At 39.4% G+C, this 22,897-nt stretch carries 22 protein-coding genes; 13 read left to right on the top strand and 9 right to left on the bottom strand.

Features of this window, described 5'->3' with window-relative positions; translation table 11 throughout:
• Positions 1–23 precede the first annotated feature (23 nt).
• Positions 24–326, top strand: a complete 303-nt coding sequence (locus tag P0Y49_05260) for a HigA family addiction module antitoxin (GenBank protein ID WEK20545.1) — start codon at positions 24–26, stop codon at positions 324–326.
• A gap of 7 nt (positions 327–333) precedes the next feature.
• On the opposite strand, the gene P0Y49_05255 is transcribed toward P0Y49_05260, so the two are convergent.
• The 3 genes from P0Y49_05255 to P0Y49_05245 form a co-directional block, all read right to left on the bottom strand.
• Positions 334–1,605, bottom strand: a complete 1,272-nt coding sequence (locus P0Y49_05255) for a hypothetical protein (protein ID WEK20544.1) — start codon at positions 1,603–1,605, stop codon at positions 334–336.
• Between the two features lie 122 nt (positions 1,606–1,727).
• Positions 1,728–3,269, bottom strand: coding sequence for a family 10 glycosylhydrolase (locus tag P0Y49_05250; GenBank protein ID WEK20543.1), 1,542 nt, complete (start codon positions 3,267–3,269; stop codon positions 1,728–1,730).
• An 85-nt stretch (positions 3,270–3,354) separates the two neighbouring features.
• Entirely contained in the window at positions 3,355–3,801 is a 447-nt protein-coding gene (locus P0Y49_05245) for a KTSC domain-containing protein (GenBank protein WEK20542.1), read from the bottom strand.
• 118 nt (positions 3,802–3,919) lie between these two features.
• On the opposite strand from P0Y49_05245, the gene P0Y49_05240 reads away from it, so the two are divergent.
• The 7 genes from P0Y49_05240 to P0Y49_05210 all read left to right on the top strand — a co-directional run bounded on the left by P0Y49_05240 (position 3,920) and on the right by P0Y49_05210 (position 13,008).
• Entirely contained in the window at positions 3,920–4,258 is a 339-nt protein-coding gene (locus P0Y49_05240) for a hypothetical protein (protein WEK20541.1), read from the top strand.
• 111 nt (positions 4,259–4,369) lie between these two features.
• The gene (locus tag P0Y49_05235) at positions 4,370–5,275 is read left to right on the top strand and encodes a sugar phosphate isomerase/epimerase (GenBank protein WEK20540.1); all 906 of its coding nucleotides are present in this window, start codon (positions 4,370–4,372) and stop codon (positions 5,273–5,275) included.
• Between the two features lie 60 nt (positions 5,276–5,335).
• Positions 5,336–6,016 carry a response regulator transcription factor gene (locus P0Y49_05230; protein WEK20539.1) on the top strand — a complete coding sequence of 227 codons (681 nt, stop codon included), beginning with the start codon at positions 5,336–5,338 and terminating at the stop codon, positions 6,014–6,016.
• Positions 6,017–6,021: 5 nt separating this feature from the next.
• Positions 6,022–7,380: an ATP-binding protein gene (locus tag P0Y49_05225; GenBank protein WEK20538.1), complete on the top strand. Its 1,359-nt coding sequence runs from the start codon at positions 6,022–6,024 to the stop codon at positions 7,378–7,380.
• 68 nt (positions 7,381–7,448) lie between these two features.
• Positions 7,449–8,738 (top strand): TolC family protein, encoded by a 1,290-nt coding sequence (locus P0Y49_05220; protein WEK20537.1) that lies wholly within the window; start codon positions 7,449–7,451, stop codon positions 8,736–8,738.
• An 8-nt stretch (positions 8,739–8,746) separates the two neighbouring features.
• On the top strand, positions 8,747–9,844 hold the full coding sequence (locus P0Y49_05215; GenBank protein WEK20536.1) for an efflux RND transporter periplasmic adaptor subunit: 1,098 nt from the start codon (positions 8,747–8,749) through the stop codon (positions 9,842–9,844).
• A 29-nt stretch (positions 9,845–9,873) separates the two neighbouring features.
• Positions 9,874–13,008 carry a CusA/CzcA family heavy metal efflux RND transporter gene (locus P0Y49_05210; GenBank protein WEK20535.1) on the top strand — a complete coding sequence of 1,045 codons (3,135 nt, stop codon included), beginning with the start codon at positions 9,874–9,876 and terminating at the stop codon, positions 13,006–13,008.
• Positions 13,009–13,021: 13 nt separating this feature from the next.
• On the opposite strand, the gene P0Y49_05205 is transcribed toward P0Y49_05210, so the two are convergent.
• The gene (locus P0Y49_05205) at positions 13,022–13,543 is read right to left on the bottom strand and encodes a hypothetical protein (GenBank protein WEK20534.1); all 522 of its coding nucleotides are present in this window, start codon (positions 13,541–13,543) and stop codon (positions 13,022–13,024) included.
• 421 nt (positions 13,544–13,964) lie between these two features.
• On the opposite strand from P0Y49_05205, the gene P0Y49_05200 reads away from it, so the two are divergent.
• Positions 13,965–14,654 (top strand): zinc metallopeptidase, encoded by a 690-nt coding sequence (locus P0Y49_05200; GenBank protein WEK20533.1) that lies wholly within the window; start codon positions 13,965–13,967, stop codon positions 14,652–14,654.
• Positions 14,655–14,659: 5 nt separating this feature from the next.
• Here the strand turns inward: P0Y49_05200 and P0Y49_05195 are convergent, their stop codons facing one another.
• Positions 14,660–16,660, bottom strand: coding sequence for a urocanate hydratase (locus P0Y49_05195; protein ID WEK20532.1), 2,001 nt, complete (start codon positions 16,658–16,660; stop codon positions 14,660–14,662).
• 39 nt (positions 16,661–16,699) lie between these two features.
• On the bottom strand, positions 16,700–18,277 hold the full coding sequence (hutH, locus tag P0Y49_05190) for a histidine ammonia-lyase (protein WEK20531.1): 1,578 nt from the start codon (positions 18,275–18,277) through the stop codon (positions 16,700–16,702).
• A gap of 76 nt (positions 18,278–18,353) precedes the next feature.
• On the opposite strand from hutH, the gene P0Y49_05185 reads away from it, so the two are divergent.
• The gene (locus P0Y49_05185) at positions 18,354–19,238 is read left to right on the top strand and encodes a LysR substrate-binding domain-containing protein (GenBank protein ID WEK20530.1); all 885 of its coding nucleotides are present in this window, start codon (positions 18,354–18,356) and stop codon (positions 19,236–19,238) included.
• Between the two features lie 54 nt (positions 19,239–19,292).
• Positions 19,293–20,321, top strand: a complete 1,029-nt coding sequence (locus P0Y49_05180) for an LLM class flavin-dependent oxidoreductase (GenBank protein WEK20529.1) — start codon at positions 19,293–19,295, stop codon at positions 20,319–20,321.
• Here the strand turns inward: P0Y49_05180 and P0Y49_05175 are convergent.
• Entirely contained in the window at positions 20,318–20,824 is a 507-nt protein-coding gene (locus P0Y49_05175) for a TlpA disulfide reductase family protein (GenBank protein WEK20528.1), read from the bottom strand. The genes P0Y49_05180 and P0Y49_05175 overlap by 4 nt on opposite strands.
• Positions 20,825–20,845: 21 nt before the next feature.
• Entirely contained in the window at positions 20,846–21,301 is a 456-nt protein-coding gene (locus tag P0Y49_05170) for a hypothetical protein (GenBank protein WEK20527.1), read from the bottom strand.
• 106 nt (positions 21,302–21,407) lie between these two features.
• Between P0Y49_05170 and P0Y49_05165 the strand changes: the two genes are divergently transcribed.
• Together P0Y49_05165 and P0Y49_05160 are read left to right on the top strand one after the other, a co-directional pair.
• Positions 21,408–21,650 (top strand): hypothetical protein, encoded by a 243-nt coding sequence (locus P0Y49_05165; protein WEK20526.1) that lies wholly within the window; start codon positions 21,408–21,410, stop codon positions 21,648–21,650.
• A gap of 9 nt (positions 21,651–21,659) precedes the next feature.
• The gene (locus tag P0Y49_05160) at positions 21,660–22,358 is read left to right on the top strand and encodes an SRPBCC family protein (GenBank protein WEK20525.1); all 699 of its coding nucleotides are present in this window, start codon (positions 21,660–21,662) and stop codon (positions 22,356–22,358) included.
• Here the strand turns inward: P0Y49_05160 and P0Y49_05155 are convergent.
• Entirely contained in the window at positions 22,339–22,818 is a 480-nt protein-coding gene (locus P0Y49_05155; protein WEK20524.1) for a hypothetical protein, read from the bottom strand. The two genes, P0Y49_05160 and P0Y49_05155, sit on opposite strands and share 20 nt — an antisense overlap.
• Positions 22,819–22,897 lie beyond the last annotated feature (79 nt).

Here is a 22,897-nt window from a genome sequence, read left to right as displayed (position 1 = left end):
AACTAATCATTATCAATAAAATCATGGGACAAGGTAAAATTTTAGACAAAAACGGGAATCAGATCAATGTAAATATTGAACTTCACCCAGGAGAAGTACTCGCCAACGAACTCGAGACCAGAAAACTCACAAAAGGAGGTTTCGCAATAAAAGCGGGAATGTATCCTTCTCAACTGAGTGATATATTAAAAGGTAAACGTAATATCACGGCATATATCGCATTGAAACTAGAGGCAGAACTCGAAATACCTGCTGAATTCTGGCTAGGATTACAAATGGATTATGATCTGCAAATAGAGCGGAATAAACTAAAGCAAACTGCTTAGAATTAAATCACCTATTATAAGGCAATTCACTGATCCAGTTAAATCCTCTTTTAGTTAGCTCGAATTCTTTTTTGGTCAATTCAACTGTTACTGAATCATTGTACAATTTTCCCTTTAAAATTAAATGATCAGGATCAGGAATGCTATAATTAAAACTATGAGTCGATTGATCTGAATTTATAAATTTGATCGCTATTTTTTTACTTATAGTATCTACATTGATTTGGCCATATTCTAATTCATCATTTATGTATCTAATCCCTGATTCATATTTACCCCCTATAAGGAGCAACCTCCAACCTACTCCATCTAACATCACCACTTTGTTCTTCTCAAATCTATCCACCAGATAAGCACCATATAAAGGTGGTTTAGGAAGTGTAAAGCCATAAATGTGTTGCACCCCTATTTCTTGAATATAACTAATAGAAAGCATCAGAAGAATAAGTGCATATTTGACACCATACATCCATTTCCTTTTAGGTATTCCAGATACCTCCTTTAAACTTGTAGTTTCACCTTTAAAGAAAAATAGGAATAAGGACTTAAAATTGGGTGTAAGTAAAAAAAGACATAAAAGAAATAGCGAAGTAGAGAGGATCTTTACTGGGACATCATAAAAATAATTAATGGCCATGATATTTGCAGTTGTCATTAAAGACAGTAAAGCCCCTATGGTTATTGTTTTCCTAAAAAATAACAAACCAGCCAATAATTCCGCAAAGCCTATAAAAAGATTATAACCTTTAGAAAAACCTATAAATGCCCATGCTAGCCCCATCGGAGAAGAGTCTCCGTAATTTTGTGTTAAACGCAATAACCCTGGCGAGGGAAACTGTGTTTTGAATACTTTCGCCAACCCATAATTTATAAGCATAATCCCAACATAAAAACGCACAGCAACAGTTAACCAATAATATAATTGCCTGTAATGGTTCCTTTTCCTATCTACCACTGTCCAGATCAATGTTCCAAACAGGGAGAATAAGAGTATAAAAAGTAAAAAAGTATAATCAAACAGCCTATCCCCACTCCCGTTTGACCTATAAGAAATCTCCTGATTTATACCTAAAAATTGTTTCGAACCCCAATAAATAAATGCTTGTAATGATTCAATAGGGTATTTTAAAAGCATTGTCAATAACGGAAAAGTGCCGATATAAAACAGAATTGTATAATAGATTATAAAAAAGCTCATCAACAGAAAAATAAACCTAAAGCTTATTTTTTGCAATGATCCCCATTGTTGTTCATTTACTCCCAAATCATTATTACTCATATCTTGAAAGGTTAATCACCTACTGTGGTATCGTTTTAAAGCTATCATGAGCAATATTCATCGCATTTGCGAACACTTGCTCATGACAGTTTCATTGAGAAATCAATTTGTATATAGAGCACCTATTTTGCCAGCACAATTTCTCTAAACAAGCTTTCATTCCCCGTACGATCAACCGCAGTGACTGCAACCTTATTTAACCTGGCGCTACCTTCTAAAGCCGGTTTAATCAAATAGCGGTCATTACGGTTCAGAATCACATAACTCCAGTTATTGCCATACTGAGTATACACAACCCACCTAAATACATCTTTAATCTCAATATGATTCCAGCTAAGCTTCCACTGATCCTGCTTTAATTCAGTTCTAACATCAGGTGATACCGGTGCCTTATCATCCAACCAGGGACTCGACGGAACAAGCGCCTGTTTTTTATAAGGACCTTCAACAATGCCTTTAATCAATTTCTCGTGTTTGGTTAACCCCGCAATGCTCCAGTGCGCAGCACCTGGACTATTGGGAAGCATACCACGCGTTATCATAATCTGATTCACAATCTCATCTACATTCTTATCATCACCACCTAATCCTACATTCATTCCAGGCCACAGGTGCCTGTTCATAGTATTCTCAGATGACCACCAGCTCAGCAATACAGGAAAACTTTGCGGCGCATTATTAATAGGCCAGTACAACTGTGGCATAAAATAATCTATCCAGCCCTTGTTCAGCCAAAGTTTCGCATCAGCATATAATTTATTGTATTGATCTAAACCTTCAATTGAAGCTGGGTAACCTGGTCTCCAAATACCAAACGGACTCAGGCCAAACTTCACATATTTCTTTTCAGCTTTAATTTCTTTATAAACCCTTTCTATAAACTGATTCACACCTTGTCTGCGCCAGTCGCCCCTGCTCAGCTTACCACCACCTTTCAAATAAGCAGCCCAACTTACCTCATCCGGAAAATCAGCACCTCCATTATAAGAGTCATAAGGGTAGAAATAATCATCAAAATGAACCCCATCAATATCATATCGTTTTACAATATCCTTTACTACTGCCGATACATGGTCCTGAGTACCCTTATTTGATGGATCCATCCAATACTGTCCATCCTTCAGCTTCACTACCAAATCAGGTTTTTTCTTAACGATCGATTGATCTCCAATCATTTTACCAGAAGTATGATGCGCACGATAAGGATTAAGCCATACATGGAGTTCCAATCCACGATCATGTGCCGCCTCAATCCAAAACTGTAAGGGGTCATAATAAGGACCAGGTGCCTGTCCCTGTTTTCCGCTTAGAAAAACAGACCAAGGCTCCAGATCACTTTTATATAAGGCATCGGCTTGTGGCCTAACCTGAAATATCACCGCATTAAAATTGTTCTTTTTTAAAAAATCAAGCAGAAAGATAGCCTCTTTTTGCTGCTCAGCAGTACTCAAACCAGGTTTAGAGGGCCAATTGATATTAGCTACAGAGGCTACCCATGCCGCCCTGAATTCCTTTGCAACCTGTGGCCTATCAGCAGCAACGGTCTTAATTTCGGAAACCGGAGCTGTAGTTCTCTTGCTTGTACCGCAAGAATAAAACAAAAACAGGCTGCAGCAAGATAATGCCAACAGCCCTTTTTCAAGATTTTTAAATGATACTTTCAATAGTTCTTCGCTTTTATTGTATGTTATAACAAAGCTAAAACTATTATTTACCTTAACCTATAAGTAAGGTCTTTTTTACGAGCTATTAAGCTGTTTGTAATTTGGCTATATTTCTGTAAGGGAAAGAACCGAAAATATGACGACGTGCAAACCTGCCTGGTGAGTCAGCATTTACCAACTTCACATAAACAGCTTTAGGCACACCAAAATATTCATAAGCACTGCCATCCAAAAAGTGCACAGTAAGTACTAAACCTGCCCAATTGTAATCGGCAATACCACAAGTAGCAGTAGTTTGCGTATATTCATCAATAGAAAGTGCAAGCGTTTCTGGTGCTATACTTACCAGGAAATGATAAGCTTCAATGATTTCCTTACTTTTAGTTTCGGCTTCCAGTTTAGCTTCTTCGCTGTCCTGAAACTTATCAGGGTGCCAGTCTTTCATTAAATTCCTGTAAATGGATTTCAATTCTTTTAATTCGGCATCCTTTTGTACACCCAATAGTTTTCTGTAATCAGTGATCTTCTTCATAAAATTTGCGCAAAGGTAAGCATATTTACTTTAACATAAGCACCTTACTCATCTTCATGTAATCTTCATTTAATTATTTAAACTTTACAATACAATTAACGAATAAAAAAAAGAAATCATGAAAAAATTATTAGGATTAATCGCGATTATGGCATTAGGTTTAACTACCACATTTGCCCAAACACCAGCTACTGCCACACACACTGCACCAGCTAAAAAAGTGGTAACAAAAGAAGTTAAAACAGTTACACCGGTAAAAAAAGAAGCTAAAGTTACAACAACAGCTGTCGCTACTAAAACTAAAGTAGAAACTACAAAAAAAGATGGCACACCAGACATGCGTCTTAAAGAAAATAAAGCAAAAGCTGTAGTAAAACCAGTTGCCGGTCCAACTAAAAAAGATGGCACACCTGATATGCGCTATAAAGCAAATAAAGCAGCAGCAAAAAACAAATAATTTTTTAGTTATAGATTCAATTTCAGGAGAGGTGCTTTCGGGCACCTCTTTTTTTTGCATAAAGTTAAATTCAACGTATATTAACACCTCAACCAACTAAAAAAGAACAACATGAAACAATCACGTCGTAGTTTCCTAACTCAAATCGGACTGCTATCTGCTACCCCTTTATTGGCATCATCCAACCTGTTTGCAAAAACACTCTCCCCTTTTGCAATTCAATATGGCTACGCTGCAATCACCTGGGGCAATAATATTAAACAATCCATCCAGGACATATCTTCACTTGGCTTTAAAGGAATCCAGCTAAGGGCTAATGCCTTTACTGAATTTGGACAGAAACCCGACGAATTGATCAGGTTATTGAAAGATGCAAAATTAAAATTAGCCATGTATTCGAGTGGTAATGCAAACATAAACACCGGTAATGATGAAGCCGAAATTGCCAAACATATAGAAAGTGCGCGTTTTGTTAAGATTCTGGGAGGTGACTGTATACAGGTTACCAATTCATCACGCCCTAAATCAGGCGAAGTAACCAATGAAGATCTGATAAAATATGCAAATCTGTTAAATGAGATTGGAAAACAAACTGCCGCTATTGGAATAAAAACAACTTACCACAACCACATGGGACAGCTTGGACAAACACCGGAAGAAGTAGCTATAATTCTTCAGCATTCGGATCCAAAATATGTTAAACTTTTACTAGATGTAGCCCATTATCAACAAGGAGGTGGAGACCCTGCAGCAGCCATCCTGAAATACAAAGATCGACTGGATTGTCTGCATATTAAGGATGTAAAGAATACCACAGATGCTAAAGGCTATGTTTTTGTAGAACTTGGTCAGGGCCGTGTCGACCTACCTGCTGTATTCACTGCATTAAAAGCAATCAACTACAATGGATATGCAATTGTTGAGTTAGATGCCGTTCCTGTAAAAGACCGTACACCTCTGCAAAGCGGTCAGATTACCCGTGATTATTTAAGAAACACACTAAAAGTCAATATTTAAATATGCCATATTCCAGACAGCCATGGTTATTAAGTAAATTTCCCTTTTATATTTGCAAGTATGTTTAAAATTGGATTAGCTGAAGATGACCTGAAAATAGCCGAATTAATTAAAACCGGGCTGCAAGAATATGGTTATGAAATAACCAGTATTAGCAATGGTCTTCAAGCGCTCGAAAGTTTTCAGACTACCTATTTCGATTTGGTAATTATTGACCTTATGATGCCTGGTCTTAATGGCATAGAACTTTGTCGACAACTGAGAAAAGCCAATAAAGCACTGCCCATACTCATGCTTACCGCACTGGGATCTATTGACGATAAAGTAACTGGCCTAAAGTCGGGCGCCGATGACTACCTAGTGAAGCCTTTTCATTTTAAGGAACTCCTGGCACGAATTGAAGCCTTATTAAGGAGGCATCGCTACCAATCAGAGAAAGACGACGATCAAACACTCAGCTTTGACGACATTACCTTAAATACATACAGCAAAGAGGTACAACGGGCCGGTATTCCAATAGAACTTACCGCCAAAGAGTTCACTTTACTCGAACTATTCTTGCGCAATCCAAACCGCCTGCTTTCCAGACAATACATTGCCGAAAATGCGTGGGACATTAACTTTGATACCGGCACTAATGTAATAGATGTGTATGTGAATTTTTTGCGCAATAAAATAGAAAAAGGCTTTGAGAGGAAGCTCATCCATACTAAAATAAACATGGGCTACATCCTTAAGTAACCAGCATGAAGATCAGAGACAGGCTTGCTTTATATTTTACCTTGAGCAGTACATTAATCATGCTGATATTATTGTCTGCCATTTATTTTACCTTCCGTAAATTTCTGGAGGCCGACTTCTTTGCGCGACTTACTGATCGAACAATGGTAACAGCCAAATTGTATCTCGAAGCCGATGAAATCTCTACGGACTCGCTGAATAAGGTGAGAGGTCAATACCTGCAAAAGCTAAATGGAGAAGTGATCAGAATCTATAACTCCAAAAACAGTGCAGCATTTATTGGGGACGATCAGCAATACTGGAGTAATAGTACCATTAACAAGGTAAGAAATGCAGGCAAGCTCAAGTTTAAAGAGGGAGAAAGACAAGTAGTTGGTATCTATTACAAAGACAATCAGGGCGATTTTGTGATCATTGCTTCAGCTGTTGATCAAAGTACCGATTACCGACTTGATAAATTACGAAAAATCATGCTGGTCATTTTTGTGATCATCTTTATCGGACTGCTCCTTTCAGGCAGGTGGATAGCCAAGAAAATTCTAAAACCTTTAAATCATTTCATTCAGGAAGTCAAGCAAATTAAGTCCAGCAACCTCCACTTCAGGGTAGAAGAAGGTAAAAATAAAGATGAGATTAACCTGCTGGCCCAAAACTTCAACAATCTGATGGAACACCTGGAACAAGCTTTTGTACTCCAAAGAACTTTTGTAGCCAACGCCTCTCACGAACTGAGAACACCCATCACCCGGATGACCATTGCTGCAGAACTGGCACTCTCTCAGGAACGGGAAAAGCAAGATTACCAAAAAGCATTAAATTCGGTACTGGAAGATGCAGAAAAAATGGAAAGCATCATTACCGGATTGGTAAATCTGGCTCAAACTGATCTTGACTTTGCATCATCAAAACTTAGTCCAGTCCGCATTGACGAAATCCTATGGATACTGCAAAAAGAATGGAAAGACCGTTCAGCACTTAACCTTCATATTGAAATGAAGAACCTACCTGAAAATGAAACGGAGTTGTTGGTTGAAGCCAACCCCATTCTATTGCATATTGCACTAAACAACATTGTGTCTAATGCTTTTAAATTTTCTGATAACCAGCCTGTTCAATGCCTGCTTGACATACAATCCACTGAGATTTCTGTATCCTTTACAGATCAGGGAATAGGAATAGCTGAATCAGAACTTAAGGAAATTTTTAAACCCTTCTACAGTTCGGCTGTTGAAAGTGGGCATACCGGTAATGGTATGGGATTGTATATGGCTCATAAGATTATCACCCTTTACAAAGGCAGCATCACAGCCACGTCACAAAAGGGACATGGCACTACTATTAAGGTTATATTCCCTAAGTTTTAATCTCATTTTAATTTCAGTTTAATATTCCTTTAATTCCATAGCGATAGGTTTGACCAAACGATACACAAATGGTCCGCTTATCACTAAAATTCAATTCGCTTTTGAGCACGTTGGCATTGCTGTTTATAACAGTGGCAACATCCGCTCAAACTAAAAATGTCATTCAGCTCAGTTTACCAGATGCAGAGAAACGTTTTGTACAAAACAATTACCAGCTAATTGCCCAACAATACCAAACCGATCAGGCAAAGGCTGATGTAATCACTGCCCGCTTGTTCGACAATCCTGAAATCAGCTACGAAAACTTGCTTTACAATCCTGACACTAAAAGGTTCCTTGAAACCAATAGAGCCACAGGGCAATATCAGGCTGCCCTTTCTCAAATGATCAAGCTAGCCGGAAAGCGTAATAAAAACATTCAACTAGCCACCACAGGTGTTAAATTAGCAGAATACCAGTACTTTGACCTGATGCGCACCCTGCGTTTTAACCTCAGATCTGCTTTTTACAAAACCTATTACAATCAGCAATCTGCCAAAGTTTACGAGCAGCAAATCAATTCCTTGAAATTGCTATTAACCGCCAACGAGCAACAGTTAAAACTAGGTAATGTGGCTGTTAAAGATATCATCAGAATCAAATCTTTATTATACTCTTTACAGGGCGAATACAGTACATTGATGAACGATATTGAAGACTCACAAACAGAGATTAAACTGATGACCAATCTGCAACCGGATGCTGATCTTGAATTGGTTGTATCTCCGGAAGAAGAACAGAACTATCAATTGGACAAACAGGTATATACCAAACTGCTAGATTCGGCACGTAACAATCGCGCAGACCTGCAACTGGCAAAAACGGGAATTGTATATGCAGAACGTAACCTCAAATTACAAAAAGCTAATGCCATACCTGATGTAGAGCTATCTCTCACCTATGACATGAAAGGAAGTTATCCCGATAACTATACGGGCCTCGGAATAAAACTGCCTTTACCATTGTTTAATCGGAACCAGGGGGAAATTAAAAAAGCCAGAATCGCATTAGATGCAGGAAAAGTACAACTGCAACAGCAGGATGCACAATTGGAAAACGAGGTATATAACAGCTATACTTCTGCCATGCGAACGGAGCATTTATACCAGGGCTTCGATAAAAACTTCAATGCCGATTTTGATAAGCTGATTGCTGAAGTTATCAAAAACTTCAAAAACAGAAACATTGGACTTATTGAGTTTCTGGATTTTTATGACTCCTATAAAGCGAGTACCCTCCAGATGAACAGCTTAAAATATGAGCGTATGAACGCGAAAGAAGAAATCAATTTTGTAACAGGATCCACCATTTTTAAATAAACGCACACATGCAAAATATGCTAAAAAACATCGGTATGTTAACCACCTTATCTGCCGCCTTATTTTTATCTAGCTGCGGTGAACAAGCTAAAGAAACACCAAAAGATGAAAAGTTTGAACTGACAGATTCTCTGATCAAACGACTACAAATAGACACTGTAAAAGATGCAAACAATCAAGCAGACATCAATTTCTCTGCAAAAATTACCGCAAATGAGGAAAAGATGGCTAAGATTTATCCAATGGTAAGTGGTCATGTAAAAAATGTGACAGTAAAACTGGGCGACCGTGTTAATAAAGGCCAGGTGCTAGCTACCATGACCAGTGCGGAGATGGCAGGTTTTGACAAGGAAGCAATTAGCTCTTCGGCAGAATTAAGAAACGCAAAGCGCAGTGTAAAACTTGCCCAGGATTTATATGACAGCGGACTTGCCTCTGCCCTTGAATTAGAGCAAGCTAAAAACGATCTGTTGGTAAAACAGGCTGAAGATAAAAGAAGCCGTTCAATTTTAAATCTGAATGGAGGTAATAAGAATGGTGTTTACGCTTTAACGTCGCCATTATCCGGTTTTGTAACCGAAAAAAATGTAACCAATAATATGCAGGTAAGACCAGACAATAATCAAAACCTGTTTACTGTAGCCGATCTTTCGGATGTATGGGCGCTCATCAACATTTACGAAAGTGATATTTCGAAAGTAAAGGAAGGTGATGAAGTAAACATTTCTATTCTATCTTATCCTGATAAGCCCTTTAAAGGCAAGATTAGCAAAATCTATAACATGCTGGACAATGACAGCAAGGTAATGAATGCCCGCGTAGTAATTAATAATCCTGGATATTTACTTAAACCGGGAATGATGGCAACTGTACAGATTGCCACAAAAAATGGCATCAGCTTACCTTCGGTAAATGCAGACTGTCTCATTTTCGACAACAATAAATACTATGTATTGGTGCTGGATCCGGTAAAGAAGATCAGAATTCAGGAAATAGAACTCAGCAGAAAATTTGAAGATAAGGCTTATATCAGCAAAGGACTTAATGCCGGCGACCAGGTGGTAGCTTCCAAGCAGCTTTTCCTTTACGACAGCCTGAAACCATAATCGTCTTCACCCTTTAAATTCAAACTGTAATGAATAAATTCATTAAGTCTATCATAAATTTTGCCCTGAAGAATAAATATTTCATTTTCTTCAGCACTTTCATTTTAATTCTGGCAGGCTATTTAAGCTTCAAGCATACCACTATTGAAGCTTTTCCGGATGTAACCAATACTAATATTACCATCATTACACAATGGCCAGGCCGCAGCGCAGAGGAAGTAGAAAAGTTCGTCTCTCGTCCGCTGGAAATTGCCATGAACCCAACAGAAAAAAGAACCAGTATTCGTTCTTCTTCACTCTTTGGTTTATCTGTCGTAAAAATCACTTTTGAAGACGATGTTGATTACCAATTTGCACGTGTTCAGGTTAACAATCACCTGGATGAAGCCGACCTACCTGCAGGGGCAAAACCGGAAGTACAACCTCCATACGGTCCTACTGGTGAGATTTTTCGTTATACTTTAAAAAGTGATAAGAAATCTATCAGAGAACTAAAAACCCTGCAAGACTGGGTAGTTCAGCGCGAGCTACTTTCTGTACCTGGAGTTGCTGACGTAGTTAGCTTTGGTGGCGAAGTAAAAACCTATCAGATTACAGTAGACCCTCAAAAATCACTTCAATATGGTGTAACGGCAACGGAACTTTTTGATGCTGTTTCTAAAAGCAATATCAACGTTGGTGGTGATGTAATTGAGCAAAGCGGACAAGCTTATGTGGTTAGAGGAATTGGTGTACTAAACAATATTGATGAGATTAAAAACGTCATTGTAGACAATTTTAAAGGAACACCAGTATATGTAAAAACCATTGCCGAAGTTACAGAATCCGCCCTGCCGAGATTGGGGCAAGTTGGTCGCGACCGTGATCCTGACGTAGTGGAAGGTATCGTGGTGATGCGCAAAGGAGAGAATCCAAGCGAAGTAATCAGCGCGCTGAAAGAAAAAATAAAAGATGTAAATGAGAATATTTTACCAGGCGATGTAAAAATCAGCCCGTTTTATGACCGGGAAGACCTTGTAAATTTCGCAACGCATACCGTAATGCACAATATGCTGGAGGGGATCATTTTTGTAACACTGATTGTGTTCCTCTTTATGGCCGATTGGCGAACCACGCTAATTGTGTCGGTAATTATCCCTCTGGCCTTACTTTTCGCTTTCATCTGTTTAAAACTGAAAGGGATGTCGGCCAACCTCCTATCTATGGGTGCTATCGATTTCGGGATCATCATTGATGGTGCAGTGGTCATGGTTGAAGGAATTTTTGTGGCCCTCGATTACAACTCCCATAAAGTTGGAGCAGAGAAATTCAACAGAATGACCAAGCTTGGCATCATCAAAAGAGCCTGTCTGGAAAATGGCAAGGGTATCTTTTTTGCTAAATTGATCATCATTACCGGTCTCATGCCCATATTTACCTTCGAAAAGGTTGAAGGCAAGATGTTCTCTCCATTGGCATGGACACTTAGTTTCGCCTTACTGGGTGCCCTATTGCTAACCTTCACACTCGTGCCTGCTATGGCTAGCGTCTTATTAAAGAAGAATGTAAAGGAGAAACACAATATCTTTTTAGAGTACCTAACCAAAGGGGTAATGCGTACTTTTAATGGTTCATTTAAAGCCAGAAAAGCAGTATTTACCACTTCACTAATCATTTTGGCGCTTGGCTTTTTCAGCTTCAAATTTTTGGGTACCGAGTTCTTACCTACCCTCGATGAAGGTTCTATTTATGTAAGGGCCAGCGCTCCGCTTAGTGTTTCCTTAAATGAGACCAAGAAACTGAGTAACGAAATGAGAAAAATCTTCTTAAGCTTCGAAGAAGTAAAACAGGTGATGTCTCAAACCGGTAGACCAAATGATGGTACCGATGCTACAGGGTTTTACAACATGGAATTTTTGGTAGATATATACCCAAAATCTGAATGGAAGCGAAAAGAGACCAAAGAACAGCTAGTACAACGTATGCAGGATAAACTAAAAGGTTACCCAGGCATCAGCTTAAACTTTTCACAACCAATTTCCGATAACGTAGAGGAAGCTGTATCTGGTGTAAAAGGGTCTATTGTAGTAAAAATGTTTGGCAGTGATTTCAGTTTTATAGAAGCTCAGGAAGAAAAGATAGAGAAAATCCTAAAAACTGTTCCCGGCATTGAAGATCTTGGTATTTTAAGAAACCTGGGACAGCCAGAACTACAGATCAATCTGGATCAGAGCAAAATGGCATTATATGGCGTAACTACCGAAGATGCCAACTCCATTATTGAAATGGCCATTGGTGGTAAAGCAGCTACCCAGATTTACGAAGGTGAACGGAAATTTGACTTAAGAATCCGTTACCCGGAAGATTTCAGGAATGACGAAGCTTCTATAGGTGCGCTGCGCATCCCTACGCTATCAGGTGCTAAAGTTCCTTTAAGTGAAATCTCCAGCATCCGTAAGATTACAGGTCCCAGCATTATCTATAGAGATAAACACAAAAGATATGGAGCCATAAAGTTCTCCATCCGTGGCCGTGATATGGGTAGCACAATTGCCGAAGCACAGAAAAAAGTAAGTGAACAAATCAAACTCCCAAAAGAATATAAACTGGAATGGGCAGGTGATTTTGAAAACCAGCAAAGAGCTACTGCAAGGTTATCTACCGCAGTACCCATCAGCTTACTGTTAATTTTCTTTATTCTGTTTGTACTTTTTGGCAATTTCAAAGATTCTCTGTTGGTTTTAAATAACGTTCCATTTGCTATGGTTGGGGGCATATTGGCTTTACTCATCACAAAGGTAAACTTCAACATTTCGGCAGGAATAGGGTTTATCGCTTTATTCGGTATTTGCGTGCAAAATGGTGTAATTCTGCTTACGAGGTTCAAAAGCAATATGGTGGAATTAAAGCATCACCCTACCTGGACCTTTGCTGATGCTATACGCGATGGTGTAGCTACCAGACTTAGACCAGTAATCATGACAGCTATGATGGCAGCCATAGGCTTACTACCAGCCGCCTTATCTACAGGAATAGGCTCAGAAGCATCTAAACCTTTGGCTATCGTTGTAATTGGCGGTTTAATCACCAATACCATTTTCTGCTTATTTGTATATCCTATTGTATTTTACTGGGCATATCAAAAAAAAGCAAAACATTTAATATCTGCCATAAATCAAGGTTAATTGACTTAGTCAATTAACCTTGATAGGCATAGATCATACTTTTATTTGTGCGTAACTTATCGTTCACACGTTTTAAATGATCTTTAAATAAATTGTGTTCAGTATCACTGGCGGCTACTAGTACCGCCAGTTTATACTGTTCTTTTGCAGTAGCAAAATCTTGTTGCATTTCTGCATTCAGCCCCAGATGCTCATAAATTTCAGCGGTACAGACCCCTGGAACAGCAAACGCTTTTTCAGCAATAAGCTCAACTGATTTATACATTTTCAGCGTAATGAGCAACTTTAAATAATGCACATATACATCTGGAAACTCCGCTTCCAGCATGATGCATTTTTTAAAGTAATAACCAGCTGTTTGATAATTTTTAAACTGATAATAATAAAAACAGCCCAACTGATAATATGCTCTGGCATAATCAGGGTCTATATTGATGATTTCATTAAAATAGTGAAGTGCCTTAGGCAGCTCACCATAATTAAGTTCTTCTATTGCCTGCAGATATTTTTCATCTACAGTATATAAAATGTCCATATGGATATATTAGTTTGTAAGAACATTCGTCTTAACAAAGTGATTTTAAATAATTGAATTGAAAGATTAGGTCTTTAACGGCTTATTTTAATAAGCAAACGACACTAATGACCGGGAAGAAAAACAAAGCCCATACCCCGGCCTCTTAGCCAACAAGACTGGCTATACTGGTTTTTCTGGATATGTTGGATACGTAACATGGCTTTATATTTTTCACAAAGATAGAAAATTATTCGTATCATCAAGAATTAAAGCATGTTAAGATTTTCAAACCAAGCTTTCCATTCATCAAACCGTTTCTGAAGCAGAAGCTAATCAAACCGGACCAGGTAACATCTTTTATTCCACATTCCGAACCAATTCTTGATTTGTTTGTTATGGATACATTAACCATAAAAAACGACAAGAAAATATGGGATTAATGGGCTACTACCTGATTGCAGGAATTATGTTTATAGTTGGGCTTGTTGTGAGTAACAGGCTCAAAAGTAAATTTAACGAATACAATCAGATTGGTCTCAGGAACGGCATGAGCGGCAGAGAGATTGCCGAAAAAATGCTGGCAGACAATGGCATTTACGATGTTCGTGTCATTTCTGTACCAGGCCAATTAAGTGATCATTATAACCCACAAGATAAAACAGTAAACCTGAGCCCCGATGTGTATGAAGGAAGGAGTATATCAGCTGCAGCTGTTGCTGCGCATGAGTGTGGCCATGCCGTGCAACATGCTACGGCTTATAACATGCTAACCTTCCGCAGTGCGATTGTTCCTATAGTTAACATTAGCGCTCAACTGTCTCAGTGGATCATACTCGCGGGGCTCGGACTTTTGATAGGAAGCGCAAATCCTACCATTTTACTTATAGGGATAGCCCTATTTGCCATCACTACACTTTTTACAATCATTACGCTTCCTGTCGAATATGATGCCAGTAACCGGGCATTAAGGTGGCTTGAAAAAAGCAATATCACCACCCCTGCCGAACATGATAAAGCTGCAGATGCACTAAAATGGGCTGCACGTACCTACGTTGTTGCAGCAATTAGCTCCATTGCAACCTTACTTTATTACATCCTGCTTTTTGTAAATAGCCGAAACCGTCATTAGTCATTTTACAACAGCCCGTCTAACAAGCTGTCATTAACCAAATGCGGCATGGTAATATTCAATGTTGGTGTTCTTTCCATTTCTCTCGCTATGGCAAAGCGAGCTTCTTTATTCCTGGCCCAACTTCTTCTTGCAATTCCGTTATTTACGTCAAAAAACAACATGCTTTTCAACTTCCCGGCAGCAACCTCAGTTCCGTCGAGCACCATTCCAAAACCACCATTAATCACCTCTCCCCAGCCTACACCACCTCCATTATGGATAGATACCCAGGTTGCCCCTCTAAAACTATCACCAATCACATTATGAATAGCCATATCAGCAGTAAAACGACTGCCGTCATAGATATTACTGGTTTCCCTGAAAGGAGAATCTGTCCCACTCACATCGTGATGATCCCTACCCAATACCACAGGAGCCGTTAAACGGCCAGAATTTACGGCTTCATTAAAGCGCAGGGCGATTTTTGATCTCCCCTCAGCATCTGCATATAAAATCCTCGCCTGCGAGCCTACAACGAGCTTATTAGCTGCAGCTTCTTTTATCCAAATGATATTGTCTTGCAGTTGTTGTTGTATTTCTTCCGGAGCTCCGGCTTTAATCTCCTGCATCACTTCACAAGCCAGCTGATCCGTGATTTTTAAATCCTCCGGATTGCCGGAGGTACAAACCCATCTAAAAGGGCCAAAACCATAGTCAAAGCACATCGGACCTAAAATATCCTCCACATAAGAGGGGTATTTAAAATCTATGCCATTGGCAGCCATTACATCAGCTCCTGCCCTGCTGCATTCCAGTAAGAAAGCATTTCCATAATCAAAAAAATAAGTTCCTTTCGAAGTATGTTTGTTTACGGAAGCTGCATGTCTGATCAATGAAGCCTTAACCTCTTCTTTAAAACGTTCGGGTTCGGCAGCCATCATCACATTCGATTCCTCATAGCTCAAGCCTACCGGATAATACCCCCCAGACCATGGATTATGTAATGAAGTCTGATCTGATCCAATCTCAACAAAAATACCGGCCTCATCAAAACGCTCCCAAACATCAACGATATTCCCAATGTAGGCAAGAGATACTGTTTCTTTTGCAATTTGCGCAGTTTTTATCCTCGCAACCAATCCATCCAAATCCTCAATCAGCTCATCCACCCATCCCTGTTCGTGCCTTTTACGGGCAGCCTTAGGGTTTATTTCTGCACACACCGTGATACAACCGGTAATGTTGCCTGCCTTAGGCTGCGCACCACTCATACCTCCCAAACCTGCGGTCAGAAAAATCCGGCCTGCCGGACTTTCAGCTGCGCTCAATTTCTTCCTGAAGGCATTCATTAGCGTAATTGTAGTTCCATGCACAATACCTTGTGGTCCTATGTACATATAAGAACCAGCCGTCATTTGTCCATATTGCGTTACACCAAGCGCACTATATTTCTCCAAATCATCCGGAGATGAATAATTGGGAATCATCATTCCATTGGTAACTACCACACGTGGAGCAGCTGTAGAAGAAGGAAACAAGCCCTGAGGATGCCCACTGTACATGTTCAAAGTTTGCTCGTCAGTCATCTTAGCCAGGTATTGCATGGTGAGCAGATACTGCGCCCAATTCTGAAACACACCTCCATTTCCACCATAAGTAATCAGCTCGTGCGGATGTTGAGCAATTGCCGGATCAAGGTTATTTTGAATCATCAGCATGATGCAAGCTGCATGTAAACTTCGGAATGGGTAATCCTGCACCGGACGGGCATACATTTCGTAATCCGGCCTAAAGCGGTACATATAAATACGCCCATAAGTCTGTAGCTCCTCCAAAAACTCGGCAGCCAACTCCTCATGCCATTCTTCCGGAAAATACCTTAAAGCATTCCGTAGACTCAATTTCTTTTCATCCTTACTTAACACATCCCTTCTTACAGGGGCATGACTAATCTGCGTATAATACGGTTTTTTTTCAGGCAATTGATTTGGTATTCCCTGTAGGATTTGCGCTTTAAAGTTCATTGGATTTGTATTTGCTATTCAGTTATTCGGGCTATAACACTAAAAATTTTCAAACTGGGCATTAAATGCAGTTGTAAAAGAGATATTTTCCGCAGCAGCGGTAGCTGCAGCTATTTGCAATATCGTTCCATTCTGCACCATTTCTATCGCTTTTTCCATCATCTCATACATGATCTGATCCTCTTCCAGGTGGTTGATTTTAGAACGTACAAACTCATGTACAGCCGTTACGATCTTTCCTGATTTTAGCGGAGCATGATAATCCATCGCCTGAGCAGCACAGAAAAGCTCTACACCTAAAATTTTCTCTACATTTTCAATCACCTGCAAAGCCTTTCTTCCACTAATAGAACCCATACTTACGTGATCTTCCTGTCCTAATGAAGTAGGGATACTATCCGCACTCGCCGGAAAGCATAAACCCTTATTTTCGCTGGCCAAAGCCGCAGAAGTATATTGTAAAATCATGAAGCCCGAGTTCAAGCCTGTCTCCCGCATCAACAATTTCGGCACACCATCCGTATTTCCTTCCAGAGAGAGGTAAATCCTGCGATCAGATATATTACCAATTTCCGAAGCCGCCAGGCAAGCATAATCTAAAGGCATGGCAATAGGCTGTCCATGAAAATTCCCGCCACTAATCGTCAGGTCTTCACTAAATATAATCGGGTTATCCGTAACAGAGTTGATCTCTATTTCCAACGTTTCTTTAAGGTGTAACCAGGCATTTCTTGAAGCCCCATGTACCTGCGGAATGCAGCGTAAAGAATATGGATCCTGTACTTTTGCACAATCCAAATGCGAACTCACAATCTCCGAATCTGCCAAAAGATTTCTGATATTGGCAGCAACATACTGATTTCCTGAGTACGGTCGCAATTGATGCAGACCTTCATCAAAAGGCTTTACAGATCCCATTAACCCCTCCAGCATCATGGCGGCGGTTATATCTGCCGTAGCCAGCACATTGTGAAAACGTGCCACCACTTTTACCGCATGTGCGGCAATAAACTGAGTGCCGTTAATTAATGCCAAACCTTCTTTAGCCCCTAAAGCTATTGGCTTAAGATTGTGTTCCCTTAAAAGGTCGGCAGTAGTCATAACAGCTCCTTTATAATGTACCCTTCCTAATCCAATTAAAGGAAGAAAAAGGTGCGATAAAGGTGCTAAATCACCGGAAGCCCCCACCGAACCTTGTTTCGGAACCAAGGGAATAGCCCCGATTTCCAAATGCCAGATCATGCGATCAAGTGTAGCTTCCTGAATACCTGAGTATCCTTTAGCAAGCGCTTGCAATTTAAGCACCAACATCAACCTGGAAATTTCTTCATCAATAGGTTCACCAACACCTACAGCATGACTCTTAAGGATATTCTCCTGTAGCTTTTTGGTATCTTCAGCAGAAATCATAGAAGTACACAATGGACCAAAGCCGGTATTAATGCCATAAACAGGCTTATCTGCAAGTGCTATCTTTTCAACTATAGCACTACTTTCTTTTATCTTCTGACGGGTTTCGGGGCTTAAATCCCCTTTCAGTGTTCCTTTACTGATTGCCAATGCTTTACTGACAGTAAGAAAGTCTGAACCGTAATTAAAAATCTGATTAACACTCATATCAAAAATCGTTTACACAAATATAACCCCTATCTTTGATACTTATAAATACCAATTACATCATCAATCAATAACCATGAGTTATCAAATAGAGCTACGACACTTGAAATATTTCCAGGTTCTTGCCCAGGAATTGAAATTCAGAAAAGCAGCAGAGCTGTTATTTATTTCACAGCCTGGCCTTAGCCGGCAAATCATGCAGATGGAAGAAATATTTAATGTAACCTTGTTCGACCGCAGCAAAAAAAAGGTGGAACTTACCGCTGCCGGATTATATCTAAAAGAAGAGGTAGACTTTATCTTTAATCATCTGGAAACCATCAGACGTCAGCTCGATAACATTAGTCAGGGAAAAGAAACAGAATTACGCATAGGGTTTTTAGGCTCTGCAGCACAAAAAATAGTACCCGAACTGGTACTCAGGCTAAACAAAGAATACCCCGGAATACAAACTATTCTGGATGAAATGCCTAACAGATTACAAGTAGAAATGCTGGAAAAGGATAAGCTAGACCTTGCTTTTGTCCGCTTGCACCGTTTACCGGAAGGAATTTCCAGACACCTCATTCATCAGGATACCTTTGCTATGGTATTACCGATGAACCACCCCATAAACCAGGCAAACTTTAATAGCGTAAGGGATTTTAGCAATGAACAATTTATCTTTTTTTCTAGTGAAGACAGTCCCTTTTACCATGACCTGATTACCAGTATTTGCGAAGATGCCGGCTTTCGCCCTAAAGTTTTCCATAAATCAGTAAATGCACTTACTATATTTAAACTGGTCGAGGAAGGGCTTGGTGTCGCAATTGTACCCACATCCTTACAATATGGGTACAATTTAAATGTTAAGTTTATTGAATTGAAAAACATCCCCCAAAGAACGGAGTTGTATGTAGCCTGGAAGGAATCGAATAGGAACCCTGCGCTAAAAAACGTAATTGAATTACTGATTCATTAACGCGCAAACAAATTGGTTCTAATTTTCTTTATACTTTTACAACAAAACAATAATATGGAATTAGGGATTAGCACATTTGGCGAGTTACTGCCAGATGGTACTGCAGGCAAGGCAATAAATGCACAAAAAAGAGTTCAGGAATTATTGGAAGAAGTAAAACTTGCCGATGAAGTTGGACTCGATGTATTTGCTTTTGGTGAACACCATCGCCCTGATTTTGTCATATCAGCTCCCGAAATTATGATGGCAGCAGCGGCAGCAATCACTAAAAACATTAGATTATCTAGCTCTGTAACCGTATTAAGCTCTGCCGATCCCGTCCGCACCTTTCAGAATTTTGCTACTGTAGACCTGATCTCTAACGGACGTGCCGAGATCATTGCCGGCCGTGGTTCTTTCATAGAGTCGTATCCCTTGTTTGGCTATAACCTAAACGACTATGATGAACTTTTTACTGAGAAACTGGGCTTGCTCATGCAAATCAATGAAGAAGAAATGGTGACCTGGAAGGGCAAACACCGCCCATCAATTGTAAACCGTGGGGTATATCCACGTCCGGCACAGCAAGCCATCCCTATTTGGATTGGCGTTGGAGGTACACCGGCATCTGCACAACGTGCAGGAAAGCTCAACCTGCCAATGGCTATTGCTATTCTGGGTAGTCCACCAGAACAATTTGTTCCTTTTGTAGAACTTTACCGTAAATCTGCTACTGATGCCGGACATGATGCCAGCAAGCTTCAACTGGCCATCAGCTCTCAATTTTATGTTGCCGAGGATTCACAAAAAGCAGCGGATGAGTTTTATCCTTCTTATGAAAGATTAATGAACCGTGTGGGAAAAGACAGAGGTTGGTCGCCCATGACCAGACAGCAATATGAATACCTACGCAGTGACGGACCTCTGGTTGTAGGTGATCCTCAACAGGCCATTGATAAAATCATGCATCAATATGAGCTGTTCCACAATACCAGATTTCTTGCACAATTGGTAACCGGAGCTATATCGCACAAGCAAATTCTAAAAACAATTGAACTATTTGGGACTAAAGTTGCTCCCGTTGTAAGAAAAGAAGTTGGCTAGAGCCTCGCTTCAATCAAGGCCACCATTTCAGCAAATTCTTTCTCCGAATAACCTATCGATTGATAAATGATCTTACCATTCTGATCAACGATAATGTTTCGTGGGATAGACTGTGTAGCAAATTTGCTAAAAATACCACGATCCACATCCGGAAGTATAGGAAAAGTAAATCCTTTAGCCTTTTTAAAGGGCTCTAATTTATCCCAGCCTTCTTCACGTCCAAAAACAAAAAATGCAAATCCCGGATTATCCCTATACTTATCCCAAATCTGTTTTTGAGCCAATGGCAGTTCTGTATTACACGGAGGGCACCAGGTAGCAAAAAGATTAATCAGAATCAGCTTGCCTTTATAATCGTTGATGTTGACCGTTTTGCCTCTTTCTATTTCAAAAGAAAACTGCGGCACATTGTCACCAACTTTTGTTAGGGTACTTTGATCTTCCTGTGCCATAGTAGCAAAAGGTAACAAAAGCAATAAGATAGCTAAACGGGTCAATTTCATATTGTTTTATTTAAAGCAAATTTAAGCAAATTGTCTCAAACACAAACGTGCCTGAAAGTCTAGCAATTGTCTTTTTCTTTTAACCAGATCCGTTTCTTTGGCTTTACTTACATCGTACCCTATAGCTTCAAACTGTTTTAAAGTGTGCTCCAGTTCATAAAAGTCGCGATACTTTTCTTTTAATTCATACAATACATGCTTTTGGGCTGCAATGAAATGAAAGTATTTAAAAATATGCAAATCCAACTCTTTTAACCTCGCATTCAACACTTCAAACTCTTCTTTAGCATCAGGATTATCACAAATTTCGTTAAACCTGCGAACATCATTCATTTTCTGATCGTTAAACAACTCATCAATATGATAGATGGGAATTACTACAGGTCTTTCGTAAATGTCTTCCAGATTTTCAGTATAGGGCTCTCTATAATTAAAATAACCCTGGTAGATTTCCGGATAAGTTTCATCGTACATCATTGGAATGATTATTTGGTGGTGCAAAATAAAAAAATAAAACATATTTTCAGCTAAAGTGTTAATATCTAACGCCTCTGTTAATATTTAATCTTTAAATAGGACTATAATGGAAGCAACAGAATTACACTCGCAAGACTTTGAAATAGAGGTAAATTTAAACGGAAAACCTACAACCATCCAGGTAAAAACAGAGGAAACCACCGATGGAGCAGAATATTTCACATGTATGCACTCGGGCAAAAGTTTAACCGAAATCAGAAAAGAAAAAGATGGAAGCTGGGAACAGATTTGGGGAGATCTGGACCAACAAACAGTAAACATGATTGGATCAGCAATAAGCAGTAAATAACGTTACTATATGAACACAAATCAAACTAATCTGAAGCTTCGTTCGGGCAAATTTTCTATTGAGAAACATCAGTTTGAAAACGTAGGCATGAACGAACGCATGATATCCATGTTTTTAAGTGGAATACTGATTAGCAAGGGTATTAAAAGGCCATTAGGGGCCTCCTTTATATATGGTGCTTACCTCGCCTACCGGGCATTTACGGGTCATTGTCTGGTATATGAACAATTAGGCATAGATGCAAGCAAGCCTCATACCATCAACATAAGAGGGGAATTTGAAATTGACAGACCCGCCAAAGAAGTCTATAACTATTGGCGTAATTTAAATAACCTACCTGGAAGCATCAAGCATCTGCTAAATGTAGAAATGGTTGAAGAAAATCTTTCCAAATGGAAATCAAATGTGCTGGGCAATTTATTTGCCATAGATTGGCAAGCAGAAATTGTTAAAGATGAACCCGGACGCCTAATTGGATGGCGCTCTGTTCCGGGGACATTAATACAACATGTTGGAAGGGTCCAATTTGCAGAAACACCCGACCAACAAGGCACATTATTAAAAATAGTGCTTTCTTACCGCCCTCCTGCTGGCGGGATTGGATTAGGGATGGCAAAAATGTTAAATCCGTATTTCGAGAACATGCTTAAAAAAGAAATAAAAACCTTTAAGCATACTATTGAAACCACTATGCCGCACCAGTTTTAGCTAGAACAGTTAGCAAGCCGCCAAGTATATATATAGCCAGTATAATAATGGCGATAATACCCCAAAACTTAAATACTGATTTCAACTTTCTCATTGCAATGGTAAAATTTTCCTGATCTGCATACAATACGGCGGTATTAGCTGCATTAGAAAATTTAAACAATAAAAAGCTTGGATAAAACAACATCAATGAAATAGATAAAAAATATACGGTCAAAAATGTGGTACCCAACTGGGCCATTGCATTGTTGCCGGCAGAGGCCATAATTCCCTGCATAACCGCAGTTGCACTGAATGCTAAAAGCGCAAGCAAAGCAGCAAATACAAAACCTACAATAGCAAGGAATTTAGTCCATTTTGCTGTCTCGTAAATGTAGCTTCTAATCTCTTCACTTATTTCCAGCTTCTCGTGTTCTTCGCCTGTTTCTTCAATTGGTTCTGTTTCTTCAAAATTCTCCATATAATGTTAATTATTACTTAATAAGCTTTAAGCACCCTAAACATAAAAAATATTTTTAAAAAATTGATACCTTTGCGCC

The sequence above is a fragment of the Candidatus Pedobacter colombiensis genome (genome assembly GCA_029202485.1).
Classification (GTDB): Bacteria; Bacteroidota; Bacteroidia; order Sphingobacteriales; family Sphingobacteriaceae; genus Pedobacter; species Pedobacter colombiensis.
Note: the sequence above shows the minus strand (reverse complement) of the source record. Positions and strands in the feature narration are given on the sequence as shown.

Coding starts and splice junctions, on each gene's coding strand:
- P0Y49_05170 (WEK20527.1), bottom strand. CDS start 21,301: ATGATGTACGATGAAACTTATCCGGAAATCTACCAGGGTTATTTTAAT.
- P0Y49_05225 (WEK20538.1), top strand. CDS start 6,022: ATGAAGATCAGAGACAGGCTTGCTTTATATTTTACCTTGAGCAGTACA.
- P0Y49_05245 (WEK20542.1), bottom strand. CDS start 3,801: ATGAAGAAGATCACTGATTACAGAAAACTATTGGGTGTACAAAAGGAT.
- P0Y49_05215 (WEK20536.1), top strand. CDS start 8,747: ATGCAAAATATGCTAAAAAACATCGGTATGTTAACCACCTTATCTGCC.
- P0Y49_05180 (WEK20529.1), top strand. CDS start 19,293: ATGGAATTAGGGATTAGCACATTTGGCGAGTTACTGCCAGATGGTACT.
- P0Y49_05155 (WEK20524.1), bottom strand. CDS start 22,818: ATGGAGAATTTTGAAGAAACAGAACCAATTGAAGAAACAGGCGAAGAA.
- hutH (WEK20531.1), bottom strand. CDS start 18,277: ATGAGTGTTAATCAGATTTTTAATTACGGTTCAGACTTTCTTACTGTC.
- P0Y49_05240 (WEK20541.1), top strand. CDS start 3,920: ATGAAAAAATTATTAGGATTAATCGCGATTATGGCATTAGGTTTAACT.
- P0Y49_05260 (WEK20545.1), top strand. CDS start 24: ATGGGACAAGGTAAAATTTTAGACAAAAACGGGAATCAGATCAATGTA.
- P0Y49_05235 (WEK20540.1), top strand. CDS start 4,370: ATGAAACAATCACGTCGTAGTTTCCTAACTCAAATCGGACTGCTATCT.
- P0Y49_05210 (WEK20535.1), top strand. CDS start 9,874: ATGAATAAATTCATTAAGTCTATCATAAATTTTGCCCTGAAGAATAAA.
- P0Y49_05160 (WEK20525.1), top strand. CDS start 21,660: ATGAACACAAATCAAACTAATCTGAAGCTTCGTTCGGGCAAATTTTCT.
- P0Y49_05220 (WEK20537.1), top strand. CDS start 7,449: ATGGTCCGCTTATCACTAAAATTCAATTCGCTTTTGAGCACGTTGGCA.
- P0Y49_05205 (WEK20534.1), bottom strand. CDS start 13,543: ATGGACATTTTATATACTGTAGATGAAAAATATCTGCAGGCAATAGAA.
- P0Y49_05185 (WEK20530.1), top strand. CDS start 18,354: ATGAGTTATCAAATAGAGCTACGACACTTGAAATATTTCCAGGTTCTT.
- P0Y49_05175 (WEK20528.1), bottom strand. CDS start 20,824: ATGAAATTGACCCGTTTAGCTATCTTATTGCTTTTGTTACCTTTTGCT.
- P0Y49_05195 (WEK20532.1), bottom strand. CDS start 16,660: ATGAACTTTAAAGCGCAAATCCTACAGGGAATACCAAATCAATTGCCT.
- P0Y49_05165 (WEK20526.1), top strand. CDS start 21,408: ATGGAAGCAACAGAATTACACTCGCAAGACTTTGAAATAGAGGTAAAT.
- P0Y49_05200 (WEK20533.1), top strand. CDS start 13,965: ATGGGCTACTACCTGATTGCAGGAATTATGTTTATAGTTGGGCTTGTT.
- P0Y49_05255 (WEK20544.1), bottom strand. CDS start 1,605: ATGAGTAATAATGATTTGGGAGTAAATGAACAACAATGGGGATCATTG.
- P0Y49_05230 (WEK20539.1), top strand. CDS start 5,336: ATGTTTAAAATTGGATTAGCTGAAGATGACCTGAAAATAGCCGAATTA.